Source organism: Paenibacillus sp. BIC5C1 (assembly GCF_032399705.1).
Lineage (GTDB): Bacteria > Bacillota > Bacilli > Paenibacillales > Paenibacillaceae > Paenibacillus > Paenibacillus taichungensis_A.
Genome location: NZ_CP135922.1, coordinates 1,741,818 through 1,762,628, shown reverse-complemented (window position 1 = coordinate 1,762,628; position 20,811 = coordinate 1,741,818). Strand labels below are relative to the sequence as shown.

At 43.1% G+C, this 20,811-nt stretch carries 25 protein-coding genes and 1 pseudogene; 3 read left to right on the top strand and 23 right to left on the bottom strand.

Going from position 1 to position 20,811, the window contains the following annotated elements:
* Positions 1–93: 93 nt before the first annotated feature.
* The 13 genes from RS891_RS08000 to RS891_RS07945 form a co-directional block, all read right to left on the bottom strand.
* Positions 94–708: a histidine phosphatase family protein gene (locus tag RS891_RS08000; RefSeq protein ID WP_315795000.1), complete on the bottom strand. Its 615-nt coding sequence runs from the start codon at positions 706–708 to the stop codon at positions 94–96.
* 78 nt (positions 709–786) lie between these two features.
* Positions 787–1,176, bottom strand: coding sequence for a DUF2569 domain-containing protein (locus RS891_RS31660; protein ID WP_397386904.1), 390 nt, complete (start codon positions 1,174–1,176; stop codon positions 787–789).
* 87 nt (positions 1,177–1,263) lie between these two features.
* The gene (locus RS891_RS07995) at positions 1,264–1,557 is read right to left on the bottom strand and encodes an RNA polymerase alpha subunit C-terminal domain-containing protein (RefSeq protein WP_113051490.1); all 294 of its coding nucleotides are present in this window, start codon (positions 1,555–1,557) and stop codon (positions 1,264–1,266) included.
* Between the two features lie 42 nt (positions 1,558–1,599).
* Positions 1,600–2,607: an aminoglycoside phosphotransferase family protein gene (locus RS891_RS07990; protein WP_315794999.1), complete on the bottom strand. Its 1,008-nt coding sequence runs from the start codon at positions 2,605–2,607 to the stop codon at positions 1,600–1,602.
* Between the two features lie 3 nt (positions 2,608–2,610).
* The gene (locus RS891_RS07985; protein WP_315794998.1) at positions 2,611–3,594 is read right to left on the bottom strand and encodes a GNAT family N-acetyltransferase; all 984 of its coding nucleotides are present in this window, start codon (positions 3,592–3,594) and stop codon (positions 2,611–2,613) included.
* A gap of 54 nt (positions 3,595–3,648) precedes the next feature.
* On the bottom strand, positions 3,649–4,152 hold the full coding sequence (locus RS891_RS07980) for a GNAT family N-acetyltransferase (protein ID WP_315794997.1): 504 nt from the start codon (positions 4,150–4,152) through the stop codon (positions 3,649–3,651).
* Positions 4,153–4,169: 17 nt separating this feature from the next.
* Positions 4,170–5,204 carry an alpha/beta fold hydrolase gene (locus tag RS891_RS07975; protein WP_315794996.1) on the bottom strand — a complete coding sequence of 345 codons (1,035 nt, stop codon included), beginning with the start codon at positions 5,202–5,204 and terminating at the stop codon, positions 4,170–4,172.
* 78 nt (positions 5,205–5,282) lie between these two features.
* On the bottom strand, positions 5,283–5,789 hold the full coding sequence (locus RS891_RS07970; protein WP_315794995.1) for a DUF4275 family protein: 507 nt from the start codon (positions 5,787–5,789) through the stop codon (positions 5,283–5,285).
* Positions 5,790–5,848: 59 nt separating this feature from the next.
* Positions 5,849–6,391, bottom strand: a complete 543-nt coding sequence (locus RS891_RS07965; RefSeq protein WP_315794994.1) for an NUDIX hydrolase — start codon at positions 6,389–6,391, stop codon at positions 5,849–5,851.
* A gap of 168 nt (positions 6,392–6,559) precedes the next feature.
* Positions 6,560–7,237, bottom strand: coding sequence for an ABC transporter ATP-binding protein (locus RS891_RS07960; protein WP_315794993.1), 678 nt, complete (start codon positions 7,235–7,237; stop codon positions 6,560–6,562).
* Positions 7,234–8,358, bottom strand: a complete 1,125-nt coding sequence (locus RS891_RS07955) for an ABC transporter permease (protein WP_315794992.1) — start codon at positions 8,356–8,358, stop codon at positions 7,234–7,236. The genes RS891_RS07960 and RS891_RS07955 overlap by 4 nt, the downstream gene beginning before the upstream one ends.
* Before the next feature lie 66 nt (positions 8,359–8,424).
* A complete protein-coding gene (locus RS891_RS07950) occupies positions 8,425–9,801 on the bottom strand; it encodes a sensor histidine kinase (RefSeq protein ID WP_113051484.1) in 1,377 nt (458 codons plus the stop codon).
* Positions 9,798–10,475, bottom strand: coding sequence for a response regulator transcription factor (locus tag RS891_RS07945; protein WP_113051483.1), 678 nt, complete (start codon positions 10,473–10,475; stop codon positions 9,798–9,800). Before RS891_RS07945 ends, RS891_RS07950 begins: the two co-directional genes overlap by 4 nt.
* 303 nt (positions 10,476–10,778) lie before the next feature.
* On the opposite strand from RS891_RS07945, the gene RS891_RS07940 reads away from it, so the two are divergent.
* Positions 10,779–11,747, top strand: a complete 969-nt coding sequence (locus RS891_RS07940) for a cation diffusion facilitator family transporter (protein WP_315794991.1) — start codon at positions 10,779–10,781, stop codon at positions 11,745–11,747.
* A gap of 304 nt (positions 11,748–12,051) precedes the next feature.
* On the opposite strand, the gene RS891_RS07935 is transcribed toward RS891_RS07940, so the two are convergent.
* Both RS891_RS07935 and RS891_RS07930 read right to left on the bottom strand, forming a co-directional pair.
* Positions 12,052–12,519, bottom strand: a complete 468-nt coding sequence (locus tag RS891_RS07935) for a hypothetical protein (RefSeq protein ID WP_315794990.1) — start codon at positions 12,517–12,519, stop codon at positions 12,052–12,054.
* Between the two features lies 1 nt (position 12,520).
* Positions 12,521–12,733 carry a hypothetical protein gene (locus RS891_RS07930; RefSeq protein ID WP_063564054.1) on the bottom strand — a complete coding sequence of 71 codons (213 nt, stop codon included), beginning with the start codon at positions 12,731–12,733 and terminating at the stop codon, positions 12,521–12,523.
* A 143-nt stretch (positions 12,734–12,876) separates the two neighbouring features.
* Between RS891_RS07930 and RS891_RS07925 the strand changes: the two genes are divergently transcribed.
* Entirely contained in the window at positions 12,877–13,308 is a 432-nt protein-coding gene (locus tag RS891_RS07925) for a hypothetical protein (RefSeq protein ID WP_315794989.1), read from the top strand.
* 108 nt (positions 13,309–13,416) lie between these two features.
* Here the strand turns inward: RS891_RS07925 and RS891_RS07920 are convergent, their stop codons facing one another.
* The 6 genes and pseudogenes from RS891_RS07920 to RS891_RS07895 all read right to left on the bottom strand — a co-directional run bounded on the left by RS891_RS07920 (position 13,417) and on the right by RS891_RS07895 (position 17,582).
* Positions 13,417–13,704: an SHOCT domain-containing protein gene (locus tag RS891_RS07920; RefSeq protein ID WP_113051479.1), complete on the bottom strand. Its 288-nt coding sequence runs from the start codon at positions 13,702–13,704 to the stop codon at positions 13,417–13,419.
* A 414-nt stretch (positions 13,705–14,118) separates the two neighbouring features.
* A pseudogene (locus RS891_RS07915) lies at positions 14,119–14,591 on the bottom strand (NUDIX domain-containing protein).
* A gap of 24 nt (positions 14,592–14,615) precedes the next feature.
* Entirely contained in the window at positions 14,616–15,053 is a 438-nt protein-coding gene (locus RS891_RS07910; protein ID WP_113051477.1) for an oxidoreductase, read from the bottom strand.
* 36 nt (positions 15,054–15,089) lie between these two features.
* Positions 15,090–15,953, bottom strand: a complete 864-nt coding sequence (locus RS891_RS07905; RefSeq protein ID WP_315794988.1) for a DUF4085 family protein — start codon at positions 15,951–15,953, stop codon at positions 15,090–15,092.
* Between the two features lie 28 nt (positions 15,954–15,981).
* Entirely contained in the window at positions 15,982–16,497 is a 516-nt protein-coding gene (locus RS891_RS07900; RefSeq protein ID WP_113051475.1) for a hypothetical protein, read from the bottom strand.
* A 767-nt stretch (positions 16,498–17,264) separates the two neighbouring features.
* Positions 17,265–17,582, bottom strand: a complete 318-nt coding sequence (locus tag RS891_RS07895) for a winged helix-turn-helix transcriptional regulator (protein WP_315796231.1) — start codon at positions 17,580–17,582, stop codon at positions 17,265–17,267.
* 316 nt (positions 17,583–17,898) lie between these two features.
* Here RS891_RS07895 and RS891_RS07890 point away from each other — a divergent pair, with 316 nt between their 5' ends.
* The gene (locus RS891_RS07890; RefSeq protein WP_113051472.1) at positions 17,899–18,504 is read left to right on the top strand and encodes an NAD(P)H oxidoreductase; all 606 of its coding nucleotides are present in this window, start codon (positions 17,899–17,901) and stop codon (positions 18,502–18,504) included.
* A gap of 337 nt (positions 18,505–18,841) precedes the next feature.
* On the opposite strand, the gene RS891_RS07885 is transcribed toward RS891_RS07890, so the two are convergent.
* Both RS891_RS07885 and RS891_RS07880 read right to left on the bottom strand, forming a co-directional pair.
* The gene (locus tag RS891_RS07885; RefSeq protein WP_310852340.1) at positions 18,842–19,714 is read right to left on the bottom strand and encodes a carbohydrate ABC transporter permease; all 873 of its coding nucleotides are present in this window, start codon (positions 19,712–19,714) and stop codon (positions 18,842–18,844) included.
* 16 nt (positions 19,715–19,730) lie between these two features.
* Positions 19,731–20,588 (bottom strand): ABC transporter permease, encoded by an 858-nt coding sequence (locus RS891_RS07880; protein ID WP_371129260.1) that lies wholly within the window; start codon positions 20,586–20,588, stop codon positions 19,731–19,733.
* Positions 20,589–20,811: the final 223 nt, after the last annotated feature.

Sequence of the window (20,811 nt, the reverse complement as noted above, 5' to 3'; positions counted from 1 at the left end):
ATATAAAGACTGACGGCACCTGTCGGCAGTCTTTATCATGACTAAAAAAGAATTAATTGTTGTGAAAATTGCTGCTTTTATATACTCCCTTTTCTAACCTAGATGACTCATCATATTCATGCTGCTAAACTCCCAACCATTTACTCCTTTTTCAAGCGTATGAACACTGGTATTCCCAATAGAATGAAACACAGATGTATTGGTCCAATCCTGGTTTCCTAAGAGATAATAAAGGATGTTGATTACTCCGCCGTGCGTGACCAGTAGAACATTCGATTCTATCTTCTGCTCCTCTATACCTCTGCATAAATCCCGAAAGGATGTACATATTCTGTTATAAAAATTCCGAGGACTCTCTCCTCCTGGAAACGGGGTATCCATGCCAAGAGTGTTAAAATAAACTCCTGCATATTTCACTTCTGCTTCCTTATTTGGCATTCCAGCCAAATTTCCGTTGTTCATTTCTCTCCAGTCTTTCAGATAAAGCCCCTTTATGTACAGTCTTTTTTCAAGCTCTTTGGCAGTCTGGACTGCACGCGGTAGATCACTGCTAATCACTGTGTTTATCTTATAGTTTTCTGAATGATGGTACAGGTAATCTCCGAGTCTCTCCGATTGAGTAACACCTTCTTCAATGAGCCCTCGTTGACTCCAGCCACCTCTGTAGCCTTCCTCATCCATCCCGTGTCTTACTAAGAAAATCTTCAAGATATCCCTCCTCTATTTGAATCCTCTTTTAACAAACCCCGGCCTTAGATCTTACATCTTAGGTCGGGGCTTATGTTTTCATCTGACAAACGTATTGTGAACTCGAACTGATTTTATAAAATAAGGAATCCATATGGCACAGGTGAGTATCGTCCTACCTATCCCTTTTAACGAACTTCCATCCTCAAGCTCTACCGCCATAGGAATCTGATGTAACAACAGATAATCAATGATGCCCACGGCTAGACTAACACTGTAAAACATAATCATAAGACGAGGGAATATCGATTTCTTTCTATAGAACGTAATCAGCGTATATACGCTAAATACTAAAAATAGCACATTATATACCGTTTCAAAAATGAGAACCGGACCCCACCATGGGTGATAATAATCAGATTGTTTGGAAGTTATGAGCTCCCAAGTCTCTGTCGTCAATGAAGGTACAAGGTATTGAAATAATTGCACTTTTACACAACTGTAATATTATACAATGCTAGGAAGCGATGCGATACCAATTTCTCCAATTAAATCCATTGACCAAAAAAAAGAGGGTTACTCTTTAAAAGATAACCCCTCTTCTTCAAGTGCTTGTCGAAGTTTTGGCATTGCAGAAGGCCCGATCCCGTGCAGCTTCAAAATCTCTTTTCCGGTGTATTGCGAGAGTAGCTGCAACGACGTAATTCCCTGATTCTCCAGCGCACGTCTGGCGGGTGCTGACAGCAATGAAAGAAATCCTTCTTTCGGTTTCCGTTCCTTCTCACAAACCGGACAAGTTGGACAATCGCTACTTTTGTAATAGGAATGCCCTTGTTCGCATGTTCTTAGTGTTCCTTTAGTGTTTGCCATGTTAGTCACCCCTTCCTGTATCGGATAACAATTATCTCGGATTTAGCTACTCAACCAGTGCTCAACATCTGAAATCATATCCTCATATTGTTTTAAAGCCTCTATAGTCCATGTAACTTGTGATGTTCCCATTTGTTGTTCTTCATCGTCTGTGCATTCAATCCACAAAGAGCGTTTCAGACTGTATTCGAGCCAGTCCAACTTTCCAGCAAAACCATTTTCGAGAACCATTCTCCAATTGGCGTTTAAATGCCCCACTAGAGACCGATATCCATATATAAAGGCCAAGAACCTTTCTTTGTCCACATTTCCGGTATGATTTACTGACCAATACATAGCTGTTTCCACCAGATCATGCATCGGATTGGTATAACCTGCTGATTCCCAATCAATAATGATGGGGTTGTCCTGCTTCCACATCACGTTCTTAGGTTCAAGATCTCTATGGCTAATAACTGCATCTGAAGCCAGCATTACTGATGCAGTTTTTGCCTGAGCACTCCACTCATAGAGCTTTTGAATGTTATTACCTAATAAGACCGTCCAATCCGAATTTTCTTTCTGCCCTTTGGTTAAATAATTATTCCAATCGATTTCTTTGGAATGATTTAACTGAAGGTCAGGAATATGAAGCTGTGAAAAATCGGTCTTATGGATATCTGCAAGAATCATTCCCATATGCTCACCATGTGCGTCAGTTACTTCATGAAGCTCCATACTTTTACCATCGATCCAGTCAAATATAAGATAACATTGATGATCTAAGATCTGAATTGAAGAACCGTTTATCACTTTGGCAGGCTGAGCATGGATAAAATTTGCTGCCACGTTTGCTATTTTTTCGGATTGGATATAATTCTGCATAGCTGTAGGTCTACTCATAATTTGAGGATTCAGTGCTTTCACAGCATATGTGGCATGTGTAGTTTCAATGGCATACATGCGATGTAAAAGCCCACCAGAGATTGCCTTGGGCGTATGAATCAACTCACCAAGTTCTAATCCAGCGACGAGTTTTTCGAATTTTAGATTATATTGATTATTATTCATACGTTACAACACCTTTTGGAAACTACCAATATCCAATCTGCGATCAAACTTATATCCCACGCCTTTAAACATCGCACATTGCTCATATCCATACTTTTCGAACAGAGACTTGCTGCGTGTATTTTCCATGCATATCGTAGCAATCAAGGTGTAGAACCCTTGCTCGCGCGCAACCTTCTCTATAAATCGCAGTGCCGTTCCACCAATGCCCTTCCCTACAATATCCGGTTTCAAATAAATGGTTACTTCTCCCGAGAAGTCGTAGGCTTGTTTGCTCTTGTATTGGGTAATTAGCACATACCCTTGAATTTCATTCTCTTCTTTAATGACAAACGATTTAAAACGCGGATTTTGGTTCATGACAGAAGCCTTGATTTCTTCCAGAGTCAATTCTTCGGTATGAAACGAGATGGTCGTGTTGGAGACATAGTAGTTATATATTTCTCTGACTTCAGTCAAATCCTGCTCCGTTATTTCTTCGAAAGAGTAGAAGGGCGTTCCCATTTCCAGTTTCATACTGATAAATAACATGTCATCATCATTTACTTTGCTATGAAACTCCTTATCTCTTTTGAAACCTGTCCGCTCATACACTCTAATTGCTCGTTCGTTGAATGTGGCAACCACCAGTCGAAAATGAGAACTATTAAATTGGTTTTGCAAGAATGCTAAACTTTGTTTAAGGAATACCGATCCTATCTTTTGCCCTGTCAGATCTGGTTCTAATCCAAGGCCTATATCCAGATATCCTTCTTCTTGATACAGTCCGATTGAGATTCCTCCCGGTACACGTGCTGATCCCCCACAACAAATAAATCCCACTACCCTCTCAAGTTCATCCAGGACTGAAAAGTACTCCCCATTCATCAATTCTTGAATATCTTCATTGGATTCAGAGAAACTGTACATCGCGTATTCATTTTCATACTTCCAGGTAACAATTTTTTCCGCATCCGTTAATTTCATTGGATGATAGGATAAAAGCATAAATAGTCCCCCTTTTATACACTTACGAGCTTAACGAAGTCGATAGATCAACCATCATTGTTTTTCATACAGACTGGCGCTCCAGTTCCCCTGTTTCATTCTGCGGATGTATTGGAATCCATAATCTTTATAATATTGATTAAGTCTTAGGTTTTCTGCCATGCAATCCAGCCTGATTAAGGTTTTACCTTTTTGCCTAATGTTCTCTTCTGCTGATTTTAGAAGGAGCAGGCCTATATTTTGACCTTTAAAATCTCGATTCACTGCGAATCGGTGTATGTACCCGGAATTGGTGTTGTCGAGCTCTTCCCAAATCAGGAGGTCTGACCACGTTAAGGTATACGTCCCTACGATTTCATGATTTATTTCAGCAAGATATACGTCAGATCCATCCGTCATGAATTCATTTACTTGTTCCAAATTGAAATACTCAGGACGCCATTGAAATATCTCTTTGGAGTTCAGCCATCGGGCAGACTCCTGCCATAGGTTCAACACAATGGAAGCTTCCTCCGGTAATGCAAGTCTAGTTATGAGTTTAGTATTAATTTGCTCCATCAAGATCCCTCGCTTATTCAAAAGTTTAATACCCCCATCAACCACGCTGCAAATCGTTCTTTCTCCTCGAACTGTGGGTAATGGGCCGACTCTTCAAATACAACAAAATCTTTTTCGGGTGCTTCAAGCTCATCGAAATAATCCCTTGCCGCATTCACAGACGTCATATAATCATACTTTCCCATAACAAAATAAGTCGGTATCTCCAGCTGATCTACAATGTCTGGCAAATGGTTGGTGGACTCTTCCTTCAGGAGAATTTCCTGTGTAGCCTGCACTCCCATGGAATACCGAATCACATCCAGCGCATTATATTCGGTTCCCAAAAGAAAGCCGAGCATATAATCCCTGTTGTCATCAATAAGCCTAGCCGCACCGCCGTATTTGCGAACCAAATTTCTTGGTGTGTATTTCTCGCCTCGCTCAATCGGACCCCGAAGACGTTCCAGAATCTCCGCATCCGCTGTACTGTCGGCTTGTTTCGCTTGTGCGATCGTATATTCCAAACTATCCAACTCACTCTGCACAGTATCAGCTACTTGTCCAATACCTATATAAGCAACGAATTTTTCAGGTGCTTTGGCCGCCGCTTTTGTCCCTATGTATGTACCAAATGAATGACCTACCAGCGTAACCTTTCTTTGCCCCAGTTCGGAAGTGACGTAATCCGTTAATGCCAGCAAATCATCTACAAGCACATCTGAAGTCACATCCGAATAATCCTCCAACAAATGATATGACTTCCCACTTCCACGTTGATCATAATGCACAATGGTGAAATGTTGCTCAAGCTCCTGCTGATACTTCCTTACATAAGGAATCTCGGAGCAACCAGGACCACCATGCACAAAAAGAAGGATAGGATTGTTCCGATCCGTTCCGCGAATCATAACCTCATGACCTGCACCATTGATCTCGACCTGTCCTAACGTGCTGATACTGTTCTCTCCCTTGATCCCAGGGGTCCATGTGGGAAAGATCAGAGCGATTATTACGAGTAAAAGAATACTAAGCATGGCGCGTCTGAAAATTTTAATCGACCTCTTACGCATCAGATGGCTCCTCCGGCAGATATTCGTGTGTTTATTAAGTGGACTCCAAACTCACTTGTTACTCCTTACTGCTCCTTGTTACTTCACTTTATAAAAATACGGTCCGCACATGGATTCATGGGTATGTACATACGTCCACGTGAACGCTTGGTCAAAAATATAAATATCCTGTTCCGAATCAAAATCTTCTGCGATCACCTTATTCGCATTCTGAAATACCTTTATGAATGGTGTATGTTGATACATGACATACAATTCGTTTTTATTTTCGGCATTAAAAGCATCTCGTGCAGCATTGTCTGTTAGGCAATCCTGTTTCTCATAACTGAACATATGCCACTTGTACTGGCTATAATAGATGGCCTCTTTTACTTCTTCACTGATGCTCTTGGCAAATGTGTTATCCCATTTCTGTATAATTTCTTCGGATTCCTCGCACAATTCAGTCACAAGGACCCCCTTGTCCTCCAAATTTTTGTTATACATATATTTGCGGTGCACTAGCTCGATTCGCGAGTAAATCACGTTCAGTTCATGGTCCGGTAGAGCATCCAACAACTCATTAATTTCATCTCTAATCATCATAACCTCCGACATTTATAGGATTTAAGGATTTAAGGATTTAGAATAAACTAGTATTCCAGCTACTTACCGTTTGCTTCTTCTCGAAGCAAATAGGCCAATCGGTACATTTCTGCAATGTCATATCTATTCTGTTCTTCAAATCTCCTGATCGCTTCACCAATCTCCACAACCTCTACAGCAATTACCTGTTCCCCATCCACCGGATTCAGCGGTTGGCCCACGAGTTCAACCTCTCCGTAGCCAATAAGTCTTACAAAATGAGGATGAGGAATATGTGGTCTATACGGCTCAGGCGCACTCGACATGCAATGAAATTGCCCAAACATCTGATACGTGACCAACTTGGCTCCGAGCTCCTCCATCACTTCACGTTGCAGTCCATCCATATACTTCTCTCCTACCTCCAACGTTCCTCCGGGCAGCTCCCATTTTCCGTTATCGATCTGAAAAACAACCACTCGTTTCCCGACAAACGGGATGATACTCACATTGCTTACCAACGTTTCATCCACGATGGCATTCAGTCTAAACTCCGCTTTGACAATTCCCCAATGAATCGATGTGCTAAGCGCCGGGAACTGTTCCCGATCCAAAGTCTTCATTTTTCTATCCGATCCTCTCTATGTAAAATAAATCTTCCATTATAAGTTCTATCTCTCATTATAGATCAAAAAAGAAAAAAGAAGGCCACTTTTCCCATCGGGAATCCATGGACCTTCTAATGTTATTTCAGTTGAACTAAAGAATGTTTACACGATCCACTCTGAGCGCTAATGGTGTACCAATTTCCCGTTTTCCAAAAAGAGAACCCGATCACATAGCGGCAAAATCCGCTCATCATGCGTAACCATCACCGTACTCTTGCCTTGCTCCTTCACGAGCCGTGCAATCATGCCCACAATATCCAGTCCGCGTTCCGCATCCAGACTGGCTGTCGGTTCGTCCGCAAGCAGGACGGCTGGATCATTCATCAAAGCTCTGGCAATGGCAACCCGCTGGCGTTCTCCGCCGGAAAGCTTCTCAGCATATGCCTTACGCCGATGCGATAAACCTACCGTATCCAGCAGCTCATCGACTCGCTTCTCAGCCTTGTTTTTGTCCGTTCCAGCAAGCTTAGCGACCACCATGAGCTGTTCTTCCACTTTCAGGTACGGAATGAGGTTGGCACTTTGAAAAATAAACCCGAGCTGCTGGAGCCGAACATCGGATATGTCCTGTTTGTTTTTGCCCATAATCGATGCGCCATCCAGCAGAACCTGTCCCTCTGTTGGTTCAAGCAGTGCACCTGCGATGGACAGAAATGTACTTTTGCCTGAGCCGGAAGGTCCCATGACCGCGACGAGTTCTCCTTCGGCCACCTTAAGATCCAACTTATCCAATATCGTCCGTTTGACCCCGCCATCTTCAAAAGACTGTGTAATTCCCTGCAGTACCAATCGGTTTCTCATGCTGCTGTCCTCCCAATCGCATCAAGCGCATCAATTTTGGTAACCTTCCACACCGAGAATAACGAACCCGCCATAGACATCACCACGAATAACACGCAGGTTAGTGCCAGGGTGGACAAGCCTAATTGAAACGGCATCGAAGCTGGCAAGATCGATTCAAACAACTGAACCAACAGCACACTGATCACCAGACTGCCAATGGACAGAAGCAATACTTGCAACGAAACACTGCCCGCCAAATATGAATTTCGCGTCCCAATGGCTTTCAAAATACCAAATTGACTCGTTTTCTGAATCGTGATGACGTAGAAGAATACCGCAAGCACAAACGCCGAGATGACAAATAAAAAGGCAATCATCATGAGCAGCGAGCCCTGCTCTTCCTTGTAACCAGGAATAGCCGATACCGCATCGGACTTCGTAATTACTTCCGTATTCGGCAAAGCGGCACTAAGGCTATCTACCTTCTCGCCTGCATCCTTAACGGCAATCGCATTGTATACCGGAGCATTAGAGTTTGCTTTTCCTAGCGAAGTACGGGAACCTTCCTGAATAGCGAGCCATTCCTGCTCGTTCAAGAACACAACTGGTGAGTGACTGAAGGACTCATTTTCCACAAATCCACCCACGGTCCACTCCGTTCCCGAGGCTTGATCGACCAGAACCGTTCCAATCGTCACGCCAGATTCAGATAGCTTTTGATCCACTACAACCTGCCCGTCTTTCAGATCCGTGATTGGAGAGCCATCCGTTACGGTTGGAGCCAGCCAACCTTCCGGGTTCACCATGAATAGCGTTACATCAATCTTCTTTGTATCGCCAGCTGGACTGACTGTTGTCATTTTTACACCCAGCGGTTCAGCATTCTCTTGCCCCACAACGGAGCGTGTCTGCTCCAGCTCGTCCTGATTCACCTGGGAGCGGGTAAACCGATGATTCGAATCCTGCTCCAGAACAAAATGGGTTGCTGCCATATTTTTGATGGATGCCGCGTTATCATACGCAAGCCCCTGTGCCAGGCCTGTAACAAACAAAACCAGAAATGATACAAGCACCATAATTGTAGCAATTAATGCATACCGCCCTTTGGCAAATCTCATCTCTCTAATAGCCAAGTACATATTCTCTGACCTCCTCTTGATAACCCAAGTATAGGAGGCGAAAATGAACGGCAAATGAATAACAGATTACAACTGCGGAAGCGTCACGGTAAAGACCGTTCCTTCTGACGAACTGGAGACCTCAATCGTACCGTCATGAATGCGGATAATTTTCTGCACAATGGCAAGTCCAAGTCCAGTTCGGCCGGAAGAGCGCTCTCTCGCACGGTCAACCCGGTAGAATCGATCAAACAGGAAAGGTAAATGCTCCGCTGCAATCCCGTCTCCTGTATCCCGAATATGGATTACACACTGGGCATTGGTCTCTTCTGCACGAATCTCAATGCTTCTCCCCTGTGGAAGATGATTCACGGCATTCCCCAGCAGATTCATCCAGACTTGCATGAGCAGCACTTCATTGCCATAAAGTTGGATGGATTTGGGTACCGAGATCCTTAGTAACAGTTCTTTTTCTTCCAACTGCCATTGAAGCACCTGAACCGCTTGGCGGAATTGATCTCGCAGAGAGAATCTCACTTTGGTCAAATCCTCATGGCCTTGCTCAAGGGAGGACAACAGCAGTAATTGTTTACTGAGCAACGAGAGATGGCGACTCTCTTCCTCTATAATGGAGGCATAGTGCTCCCGTTCCTGTTCAGGCAGATCCCGATCCGCTACCAGTTGGGCAAAACCCTGAATCGAGGTCAGCGGCGATTGAATCTCATGAGATACGTTCGATACAAACTGTTGACGCGCCTGATCCACCCGCTCCAATTCACGACTCATGGTCATGAAATGCTGGGCCAGCTGTCCAATCTCATCACGCCTAGTCGTGGACAATTTCAAATTATAGTTTCCTTGGGCAATGCGTTTGGTCGCCTCGGACAGACGTTCAATCGGATTCACCAGATAGCGGGTACTGATTATAAAGAGCAGAATACTAATGCCCACCGTAAACGCTCCAATCAACGCAAAAAAGATACGCAACTCACCGAATTGCAAAATAACATCCGGGCGCATAAACAACGCATAACTTGCATTGCCCATCTGTAGATGAACACCAACGGTATTGCTTAATTGATTATCGAAGAAACCGGTAATGAAAGGTTTGCTGGGAAACTCGGCAACGCCGTGGTATATCTCACCACCTAATACCCGATCTACAGCCTGCTTGTCCAGATCCTTCTGGCGAAATTCACGGCCATAGAATTGGTCATTCCCTTTTCCATCCGTCACATAAATTTCGTAACCGAGCGCTGCGGCATTGTTCAGGTAATGCTCTACCGTCGCGGGCTCCTGTTCCACAAACTGCTTCATTTGCGTCGCGATGCCCACCAACTTCTCGTCATTGAAAGACTTCAGCTTCGCATGATAATAAATATTGGATAAAAGAAAACCCAGCATGGCGCTGACCAGAATCACCGCGATCGTAATCATGAACACCCGAAAGTACAGTGATCTCAATGCGCTTTCACCTCAATCTTATAACCAATCCCCCGTACCGTCTGAATGACAAAGTCATCCGCATAATCGGCAAAACGATCACGCAGCCGCTTAATATGTACATCCACGGTGCGATCATCTCCTTCATAGTCCGCTCCCCAGACTAACCGAATCAGTTCATCACGCGAGAATAAGCGCCCCGGAAACTGAGCAAGTTGAGAGAGTAGCTCGAACTCCTTCATTGGTAAAAAGAGAATCGATTGCCCATCGGAGACCTCGACATTGTTCCGGTCAATCACGATGCGATTCATGCGAATGATATCACTGGACGTGCGATGGTACCGACGAAATAATGCCTTAACCCGGTAGACCAGTTCCTCGGGTTCAAATGGCTTCGTCACATATTCATCTGTACCTCTCAAGTACCCATCCCGCTTGTCGGATAGCTGATCCCGTGCTGTCAGCAGCATGATTGGAATGTCGTACTGTTGCCGAATGAAATCACATAACTCCAGCCCGTCCATACCTGGCATCATCACATCCAGAATCGCCAGATCGATCGGCGTTGCTTGCATAACCTTGACCGCTTCCACTCCATCCTGTGCTTCATGCACCCGATACCCTTCCTTGGTCATGACATGCCGGAGGAGTGCTCTAATATTGGCATCGTCGTCCGCCAGAAGCAGATTCTTCATATCGTTGTCCGCCCCTTTTCTGTAAGCTGAAATAATATAGCTCCGCGATATTGATCCTGCACAGATGTTAGCACAAAAGCACCGTAAATCGCCAGCGTACATGCAATGAGGTCCCGCGTCCATGTTTATATTTTCTCCAATCTGGTTGACACTATTATTAGGCGCACCTATAATAAAACCATAACATATGAATAACCACTCATATATTCATGTATTAGCACTTTATCATTTTCGAAGATCACTTGTAGTCACAAAAGAAATCAATTACATAACGGAGCACGGCTCCAAAGGAGAGGATCTCATATGTCCGGACATCATCACAACCACGACCATGGACACAATCATGGTAGTACCAATAACAAGAAAGTACTGTTATTTTCCTTCATTATTATTACCGTTTATATGATTGTTGAAGCCGTTGGCGGATTCATGACGAACAGCTTGGCCCTCATCTCCGATGCAGGTCATATGTTGTCTGATTCCATAGCTTTGGGGATCGCCTTGCTGGCGTTCACCTTCGGCGAAAAAGCGGTGAATACAGGCAAAACGTACGGGTACAGACGCTTTGAGATTTTGGCAGCCACGTTAAATGGGGTCACCTTAATCGCCATCTCTCTTTACATCTTCTACGAAGCGATTGGTCGCTTCATCAACCCACCAGAAGTCGCAACAGTAGGCATGCTGATCATCAGTATCATCGGCTTGCTCATTAATATCCTGGTGGCATGGATCATGATGCGCGGTAGCGATACGGAGAAAAACTTGAATATGCGCGGAGCTTATCTTCATGTCATCAGTGATATGCTGGGATCGGTTGGCGCCATTGCTGCGGCTTTGCTCATGATGTTCTTCGGATGGGGATGGGCCGATCCACTCGCGAGTGTCATAGTTGCTGTACTGGTACTGCGCAGTGGATTCTTTGTCACCAAATCATCCTTGCATATCTTGATGGAGGGAACGCCTGCGAATGTCGATGTAAATGACCTTGTACAAACCATTCAGAAAGTAGATGGCATCAAAGGCGTGCACGACGTACATGTCTGGTCCATCACCAGCAACCTGAATGCATTGACCGCTCATATTGTGGTAGACGGAACGATTGATGTATACGCATCAGAAGTGCTTGTTCAGAAGATTGAGCATCTGTTGGAGCATAAAGAAATCAAACATGTGACACTGCAAGTCGAGTCTGAGAAGCATCTTCACGACACCTCGGTATTATGCACCGTCAAAGGAGACGCACCGGATGCTCATGCGCATCATCATCATTGAGTATGAGTGGTTGCAAATGGAAACAGGACTTATTCCCGGTAGTGGAATAGTCCTGTTTTTCATTTTGCACGTAACTTTAATTCCATTCAGGTGTTATGTAATACAAATGGCATTATCAAATTAATTTGTTGTACACTGTGATTTACTTAATATAACGAGGAGGTTAAATCTACCATGGGAAACTTCCAAAAGTTCATGTCAGTGATCCTTGTACTGATAACACTTCTTCTATTTCTTAACTACCTGGAGCTAAGAGAAAACAACAGACTACAAAATATCATCATCAATGGTATATATAATTAGCTTATCCATTTAAGTGGATAGCCTGGATATGTTCTCGATCAAAATCAATAATCATAATGTGATCTTGTAACACATTGTCTCCGCAGGCTATCGTTGCTCCGTAGTCCTCTTGACTATTAAATGTGATATCTACTTGATAAACTTCAATTTCATTAAACCAATCCTTATGTACTTGTTCACGAAGTTCACTCTCATAATAATTTCGAAATGCGGCCTCACACTCCGTAAACCAATGCAAATATGAATCTATTACATCAGCAATTGCATCTAACAGAATAGTCGTCGATATAAAGATGCGGACATCATTTAAATCCTCATCCTTAATGGATTGCTTAAATATTTGGACTGTATTTTTCAATACATAACATTTGTACCTCTCATCGCTCTCTTCCACGAGCTCAATGAAATCACTTTGCATCTTCCATAAAACGAATTGCATGATGCAAGGTATGGCTTCTTGAGTAAGCATCCTATACTTTCTCGTCAATAATATATTTATTATCGCCTTGTTTATTGTTATTTTGTTTTTTAATTTCAGTTCTCAAATAGTGTACTTCTTTTATTAGATCCTCAAGTCTTTTCGATGTTTTTGATGAATCTATCGCATAGCGTATAACTGCAGCAACGATAAGAAACACAATAAAACATAGGATCAACGCTATAAAAGCTCCAAAGAGTTCCATCCTGATTCACAACTCCTTACTTATATTAAACTGTAATTGATTAACTGTTATGTTTACATGCATATAACGTATTGTCAAACCAAGTGCGAGGGAATTACGCTGGAGGATTAGTGAATACCGATATATAGAAAGAGGTAATAATCATGACAAATAGAGCATATTTACCGTTGCTTCTGCTCCTCTTCCTTCTTCTCACAGCCTGTGCTTCAGATGCTCCTACTGAAAATCATGACACTGAAGTTGTCCTAAGAAATGAAGCTCTGCCCATAATTACGAATGTTGAGACTAACTTTCCCAAAAAAGAAGGTTGGATTATAGTTCCTACAGATAGCACAGAGTTAAATGTCACAGTAAAGGCGACCAACGCGGAAACACTTCTGTTCTGGGCCGTCCCAACAGGAACTGAGACTTGGGGAGAACGAGAACTTATTGGGTATGATACTAACGAGGACGATGGTTGGAAGATAACGTGGGATATTGCGGGTAAGTCTGTGCATCACCATGTGATTGTTCAGGCATTGGGGAGTGATGGTAAGACCATTACCGATGAAACGTTAAATATTACGAACGAGTAAGGTCGATTTAGATCATTTAATTAACGAAGATATTTATTAATAATAAGACCCACCCGGATAACTATTATCTTAGGCGGGCCTCCATTATGGTATGTAGTTGTCTCTGAACTACTTGATTTTAGAGAACAGCTTCTCTTTCTTCTGTTCAAACTCAAACTCAGTAATGATATTTTTTTCTCTCAACTCACCTAATTGCAGAAGCTGTTCGTGAACATTTGCACGTGGCTTTCTTAATTTATTAGCTCTAACCAAAACTACAATTGAAAAAGGTATGGCGTACAGCATACTGAAAAGTCCAAAAATTGCTGCGCCATCAGGATCTTCTGGCCCTAATCCGAATATCATAAAAAACGTTAGTGTAAATAACACAATACCAATGATCGACAATGCTTTCAATTATAATTCCTCCTAAACATCAACCTCGTCCCATTCATAATGACATATCCAAGTTGAATTAAAAGCATAACTAGATAACTTATATTTACAACGAAACTGAATTTATGATTTTTGGCTAATTTCATATACTCTTCTTTACCTATCCCCCCAGTGTCCAATCCGGATTTAAGTTTCTTATTCGAATTCAATATTAAATACAACTCAATAGTCCCAAATAATCCCCATACTAAAGTGAAAACTAATGAGACGGCATTGGCAACCGATAATAGCATAAGGGAACCTTCATCCAATCTCCTTCCATATTTAAAAATAAGATTTATGACCAGTCATGATAATTAACCCAAAACCAATAAAACTTAAATATGGTGTAAACCTGGAGCTTCTCATGAGCCCTCCTCCTTTTAATGATTGAGACTATATAATAAAATGCGCTCGTTCCTCTTGGTTAGAACTAAAAATATAGTCCGGATACTTATTTGCAATAGGTGGAAGCTCATGCTCGGGGAAAAATTGCAGATCCTTCATCTCTTCATTATCGGATGCCAGTTGTCCAGACTTGATACTGCATTCAAATACGATTGTTAAATATTCAACCTGGTGACCACTACTGTATGTAAACCGCTGCTCTTCACCACCATAGATCCCTATCACTTTCTCCGGTTCTATGATAAGTCCTGTCTCTTCCCATGCTTCTCTTATCATCGCTTGAGCAGGTGTCTCACCGAGCTCGATTGCCCCAGCAATTAAGCCCAGTTGGTTTCATTATGTTTACGACCGAACAATATCTCTCCATGGTCATTTCGGATAACCCCAGCCACACCCGGCATAAAAATCAGCTCGTTTCCGATCTTTTCCCTAAGGTTCTTATAATAATCAGACATGCCCATGTAGAGTATACCTCCTTCTTTCAGCTACTGAATTCCCGCTGTTCCGTAGGTAGCTTCAATGGCTTGTTTATAATTTTCCCAATGAAAATAAAATGGGCCCACATCTATTTTATTGTCGTTCAATAAGAAATCACTCCAGATTACAACATCATCTTCTCTATCAATCTTTACTGAGATAAATCCACATTCTTCATCTCCACACCAAGGGCAAACTAAAATCGGATATCTATAATACATGGATTCATGTGGCTTATTAAGTAGAAAATAGTCAATAAGAAGTCGTTGATACTCGTCGCTTCCCCATCCTAGACAAGGTACCAAATCATGTTTTTTCAGTATCTGATAGAGCGATCTACCATCAATAATGATGTCTGCAAATTTCGTGTTTTTATTTCCGTCTTGTTCGGGATCGAACTCATCGTATCTTGAAGAACATTTGGTTTCTATTGTATTGATGTTCACTACATTCCCTCCATACTCAGCCTCTAGGGCTCTGTCTTACTCTTCCTCTGCAAGAATATCTTCACAGCGAACAATCAACTCAGGCATAGGCTCTCCTCCAAAAAGAACGTGCAGTTCATATCCGTTGTCGATCCGATATAGCTCCTGATACAGCCAGTAACTGCCTACAATCTCTCCCTCTTGCCTGATGATTTCGGGTGTAATCAGCGTAAGTTTATTCATATTAGTGAAGCCTCCACTGGTATCAAAACGAATGACAGCTTCCTCTCCCGTCAGTAGTTCCGTCACTGTACAATCATGAAACTGAACCCGGCTACGAATTTCATCCGAAATATCCTGCGCTAAAATGGCCTCCCTGTATTCTTTCGATACGCGGTCCATCTCTCTCGTATTTTCCGCACTCTGTTTCTTTAACTGAAGCAATATTTCTCTTGTGCAATAACCGAGCGTAAACACACGGATATCTGCAATTTGCTCAACGATGTTTTGGGGTAAACGCTCTTTCTGGCTTTGGACACTCCATTCCATCGTTTCTTTATACTCTTCTTTGCATTTTTTCTCGTCAAAAGGTGGGCGGACATCATGTTCTGCAATGAGTTTCTCGATATGCGCTCTTTGTTCTGGTGGCATATGATAAATCATCTGATCCTCTTCAGCTACCGCTTCCTCACTAAAAAACTGGTCAGCACGCACAAGAACCGTACCATCATGCTTCAGCATAGAACGAGGATCGATGTTATATATCTCACGTTCCACATTTACATGCGCTTTTTCTTTTCTTTTGTACAGCCTCAGAAAAAGAGCTTCGTCCAATTCGTTAGTTCCCCTATGTACCCTCATCCCAAAATGAAGTCCAGTACGCTGACACATCTCATACCATTCTTTCGTTAGATATTTCATGGGCATCTCTCCTGTTGATCTTTAGAATCTACTTTGCTATTGAGGCGTAGAGCTTTTTAATTTGTGTTGAGAATTTAGCTGCACCTGGAATACGTGTACGTTTGTAATATGCAGTTAACTGTTTTGGATGATTTTTGACCATATCATATTCAATGATCGTGTTAGCGATAACTGATCTCGTAAATCCTAACACCTCGACCACTTCAGATCTATCTCCTGAATCAGGCTCTTCGCCTTCTGGGAATTCTCCGTCCGGATCATCGTCTAATTGCTCACTGAACGTTAATCGAGCCGCCACATAAGACATAATCTTGTCCTTGTCTTCGGCGATCTGCTCCATGATCCACTGAACACATTCTTCCTCTATTGGAGACGAGACCCCAAAGCCCTCCAGAACATATTTCCGCTCTCTAAAAGAATCCATTAATAGCTCTGCTTCATAGTTGGCATGCTCGACAAACTTGACGTGGGGTTTTAGCTGAACGAGCTCGGCAATGACGTTTTTATACCAATCACTTGTTAGTAATTGTTCTATTGTTTTCAACGTGTACACCTCCAGAACTTTCAAATTTTATTCGGCAAAAGGAACAATATTACGCTCTCATCATCCTCATGACATACGGTCTCAATACAATAAACTACGATTCTACGCCAAGGTTTGAAAGAACTTGTGTTTCATATCTTTATGATTCCGTGCCGCCCATGCATGTAACTCCTCTAATCCTTCGGACTCCTGATTTCTTTGGAAATAAAAGCATAAATCCATCGGAACTAACCGTTTTCCATAGAGTTTAATACCAATCCGTCTGTAATTCACATAAATACACTCAATCTGGGATGCATCGTATTTCCGATGTTTTGTAGAGATCACATGATCGCTTTCCAGCGTAATGCTCGGTTTGGTAAATAACAAACGCCGGATCAAAAAAATGATATAACCCAGAATAAAAGTCAATATAACGATACCGAAATACTTCAGAATGCCATTTTCGTCGAATATAACATTACTGAGAATAATAACTTCAATGGCCAGCATGCATATTAAATTCAGAACAGCTCTGGGGTAAGTCGTCGAATATGTGATAAGATATTCCTCCTATTCTTTCTCTCCATTGGTACTTGCTATATTATGTTCAAGATTTAATCGGAAAGACTGGATCTCATTTACATATCTATGGGAAATCCCTGATTAAAGTCGTCTACGTTTAGTTTACCTACTGGTCCCTCTCTATTCGACTAATTTGGTTGACAGATCACCAACATATGGATTAGCGTTATCATCCATCACCGAACTGGACCAGGTTCGCCTCTTCAACACTCTGGATAGTCTAACTCCTCCAACACCTTAAACTTATCCCCGTGAACCTTTTCGAGGTGCTCCTCTCCCCAATAGCACAAGAAGTCCAAAGCGGGTTTGAGTCCCCAACCGTAGCTCGTTAACTCATATTCCACTTTTGGAGGAACCTCCGAATACACCTTTCGCTGCACAATCTCGTCCTTTTCCAAACCTCTGAGCTGCGTTGTCAGTACTTTCTGCGTGATGTCCGGTATCAACCGACGCAGCTCCGATGTACGTTTCCGTCCTGTCATCAAATGATAAATAATCAAAGGCTTCCACTTCCCGCCCATTACTTCCAAGGCCGCCTCCACGCCGACTTTATATTTCTTTGGAGTGCTCGTTTTTCCATGTTCCGTCAACTTTTATCCCTCCTTCATCAAGCTGTTACCGAGGTATAATCATAACCCTCTTATTTCTCTTCGTTTAGTTATTTGAACTCCATTTCGAGGTAGTGATTCAGGGTACTTTGATGTTCCTATGGCACTTCATTCTTCCTATAGAACATCAAAGTGCGTACTTCCAGATGTTTTCATACCTGTTTATAATAGCATCAGCCAGCGATTCATGGCTACAAGACAGCAATGCAGAAAGGTAGTGAAAGATAAGATGAATGTATTAGTCGTTGTGTCCCATTCGAGAAAAGATTCCCTGACCTTCCAGGTTACCGATCATTTCGTGCAGGGCCTTGCCGAGGCTGGTCACGATTTTGAGATATTGGATTTGCATGGCAGTGGCTTCGACCCTGTCCTCCAAGGCATAGATGAACCTGACTTTACCAAGGAACATCAGGTATTCTCCCCTGAGATAGAAGCGGAGATAGAGCGATTGAAGAAGCACGATGCTGTCGCTTTTGTGTTTCCCCTCTGGTGGTGGCATCTGCCAGCCATGCTGAAAGGGTATGTGGATCGTGTCATGAACAACGGGTTTGCCTACGGATCGAACAAGCTTCATCATCAGCAGATGTTATGGATTACTCTTGCGGGCGTGACGGAAGAACAAATGCAAAAGCGAAACTATGATGAATCGATCAAGAATCTGCTCAATGTGGGTATCGCCAATTACTGCGGGGTGCCCCGGTCGAGCGTTGAATTTTTATATGAAACGCTGGATGCGAAGCCTGAGCATTATGACGCACTTCTGAAACAGGCGTATCAGTTGGGACTAAATTACGGCAAGGACAGCACAACTCAACATGAAGTAAGAACGATATGATTTAAGTTCTATTGATGGGCACTTTTTTTGCGAAAATGAATCAACCCTACTAACACGTTATCATTAGTAAGATGATCACAACAAAAAGGTCGCTCCTAAGAGCGACCTTGCTTAATGCATTTTTTTGCCGCGAGAGAAGATGCTTTTCCAGCATGGTGACATCGGGAATCCTATCATTGCAGGAAAGAGAAAAAGAGATAATCTCTTCTCTCCATTCTTTTAACATCTGCATACATTGTATTCTTTAGTTAATTTCCACAAAAAAAGAAGCCGCCTCCCTGGCCTTCCCCAGTTCAGTGACTCCTTTTTCAACCCCTATTCTAACCCCTACATTTAACTACTCCTTCACCGCCCCAACCACAATCCCAGTCACGAAATAACGTTGCAGGAACGGGTACACGAGCAGGATCGGCAGCGCACTGATAAAGATCTGTGAAGCCCGAATGGTCCGCTGGGACAGGTTCGCTACCGCTTCCGGATCAAGTTTCGACATGTCGGCCTGCACGATGATCGTCTGCATGAATGTCGCCAGTGGCAGCTTTTCCGCATCACGGATGTAGATGATCCCGTCAAAATATGCGTTCCAATGTCCCACCATCATAAAGAGCGAAACCGTTGCAATAACGGGTACGGAGACAGGCAGATAGATTTTGATAAACGTTTGAAAATGTCCTGCCCCATCGATAAATGCAGCTTCCTCCAGATCCTTCGGAACGGTACGGAAGAAATTCAGCAATAGGATAATGTTGAACACCGCAACCAATCCCGGCAGAATCAACGCCAGCAATGTATTCATCAGTCCCAGCTTCAGAATCAGGATGTACCCCGGAATGAGACCACCGCTGAACAGCATCGTGATGACAAAATACCACAGATAGATGTTGCGTGCACGGAACACCCGCGTCTCTTTGGAGAGCGCGTAGGCTGCAATCGTATTGACGATTAACGCAAGCCCTGTTCCCAGTACCGTCCGCTCCACAGACACCCACAGGGAGGAGAGGAAATTGCTATTGGCGAACGTCTTAGCATACGCCTCCAGTGTAAAACCAATCGGCCAGAACGTCACCAGTCCAGCATTGGCAGGAGCAGATGCGCTCAGTGATACCATGAGTAAGTGATACAAAGGCAGCAAGCAGAGCAGCGAAAGGATGGTCAGTAACACATTGTTGATTATGCTGAATATGCGGTAAGGCATCGTTTTATGATACATGAGTTCGTCATCCTTTCTAGAAAATTCGGTATCCGGCGAATCGGTAAGCCAGTCGATAGGAGATCACAATCAGGATCAGACTAATGACCGATTTGAACAGATTCACGGCGGTAGCGAAACTGAACTGCCCACTTAGCAGACCTTCTCTATACACAAACGTATCAATAATATCCCCTTGCTGATAAATCAATGGACTATATAAGTTAAAGATCTGGTCAAAGTTGGCGTTAAGCACATTACCCAGTGCCAGGGTTGCGATTACGATCCCAATAGGAATAAGTGCCGGGATGGTAATATACATTGTTTGCTTCCAGCGTCCTGCCCCATCCACTTCAGCCGCTTCATAGAGTGCAGGGTTAATGCCGGACAGTGCCGCGAGGAAGATGATCGTGTTGAAGCCAAACTCTTTCCAGACATCACTCGCAATAATCGTGAACCGGAACCAGCTGCCATCCCCCAGGAAGAAGATTGGCTTAATGCCGAATACGGAGACCAGGAACTGATTGACAATACCCGTCTGGGCCAGAATGTCGATCAGAATGCCTGACAGTGTAACCCACGACAAAAAGTGCGGCAAATATACGAGCGTTTGAATCGTTCTTTTCAGCGCCATCTTCCGTACCTCGTTAAGCAATAAGGCGAAGACAAACGGAATAATGAGGTTCATAATGATCTTGGAACAAGCAAAAAACAGCGTATTCCACGTAATTTGCAGGAAATAATCATTTTCCCACATGTATCTGAAATGCTTCAGTCCGACCCATTCGGAATCGAAAAAACCCAGTGCTGGTTTATAGTCTTGAAATGCCATCAAAATCCCGGACATCGGAATGTATGAAAAAATAAAGACCATAATGGCCGCCGGCAACACCATCAAGTGCAGAATCCATGGTTGTTTGTAGCGTTTTTTTGTTTTTCTGTTCGGCTTGCTCCCAATGTCCGCCTGAGGTACCCGGTTAGCTTCCATATTAGCCTCCATAGCGCGCTCCTGTTCCCAAAAAAAGTTTTTGTGTGTAATGGGGATCTCTGCTATAAATAGTATCAGGCATTTCTCAGGTCTGACTATATAACATTGTTAGGCTTGATAGTGTTTTGTT

Bases quoted from the DNA above. Each gene is read 5' to 3' on its own strand.
- RS891_RS07990 (WP_315794999.1), bottom strand. From the start codon at position 2,607: ATGAATAATAATCAATATAATCTAAAATTCGAAAAACTCGTCGCTGGA.
- RS891_RS07880 (WP_371129260.1), bottom strand. From the start codon at position 20,588: ATGGTGTTGCCGGCGGCCATTATGGTCTTTATTTTTTCATACATTCCG.
- RS891_RS07980 (WP_315794997.1), bottom strand. From the start codon at position 4,152: ATGGAGCAAATTAATACTAAACTCATAACTAGACTTGCATTACCGGAG.
- RS891_RS07935 (WP_315794990.1), bottom strand. From the start codon at position 12,519: ATGCTTACTCAAGAAGCCATACCTTGCATCATGCAATTCGTTTTATGG.
- RS891_RS07965 (WP_315794994.1), bottom strand. From the start codon at position 6,391: ATGAAGACTTTGGATCGGGAACAGTTCCCGGCGCTTAGCACATCGATT.
- RS891_RS07930 (WP_063564054.1), bottom strand. From the start codon at position 12,733: ATGGAACTCTTTGGAGCTTTTATAGCGTTGATCCTATGTTTTATTGTG.
- RS891_RS07895 (WP_315796231.1), bottom strand. From the start codon at position 17,582: ATGGGCGGGAAGTGGAAGCCTTTGATTATTTATCATTTGATGACAGGA.
- RS891_RS07940 (WP_315794991.1), top strand. From the start codon at position 10,779: ATGTCCGGACATCATCACAACCACGACCATGGACACAATCATGGTAGT.
- RS891_RS07885 (WP_310852340.1), bottom strand. From the start codon at position 19,714: ATGTATCATAAAACGATGCCTTACCGCATATTCAGCATAATCAACAAT.
- RS891_RS07960 (WP_315794993.1), bottom strand. From the start codon at position 7,237: ATGAGAAACCGATTGGTACTGCAGGGAATTACACAGTCTTTTGAAGAT.
- RS891_RS07995 (WP_113051490.1), bottom strand. From the start codon at position 1,557: ATGGCAAACACTAAAGGAACACTAAGAACATGCGAACAAGGGCATTCC.
- RS891_RS07945 (WP_113051483.1), bottom strand. From the start codon at position 10,475: ATGAAGAATCTGCTTCTGGCGGACGACGATGCCAATATTAGAGCACTC.
- RS891_RS07970 (WP_315794995.1), bottom strand. From the start codon at position 5,789: ATGATGATTAGAGATGAAATTAATGAGTTGTTGGATGCTCTACCGGAC.
- RS891_RS07925 (WP_315794989.1), top strand. From the start codon at position 12,877: ATGACAAATAGAGCATATTTACCGTTGCTTCTGCTCCTCTTCCTTCTT.
- RS891_RS07890 (WP_113051472.1), top strand. From the start codon at position 17,899: ATGAATGTATTAGTCGTTGTGTCCCATTCGAGAAAAGATTCCCTGACC.
- RS891_RS07975 (WP_315794996.1), bottom strand. From the start codon at position 5,204: ATGCGTAAGAGGTCGATTAAAATTTTCAGACGCGCCATGCTTAGTATT.
- RS891_RS07905 (WP_315794988.1), bottom strand. From the start codon at position 15,953: ATGAAATATCTAACGAAAGAATGGTATGAGATGTGTCAGCGTACTGGA.
- RS891_RS07985 (WP_315794998.1), bottom strand. From the start codon at position 3,594: ATGCTTTTATCCTATCATCCAATGAAATTAACGGATGCGGAAAAAATT.
- RS891_RS07955 (WP_315794992.1), bottom strand. From the start codon at position 8,358: ATGTACTTGGCTATTAGAGAGATGAGATTTGCCAAAGGGCGGTATGCA.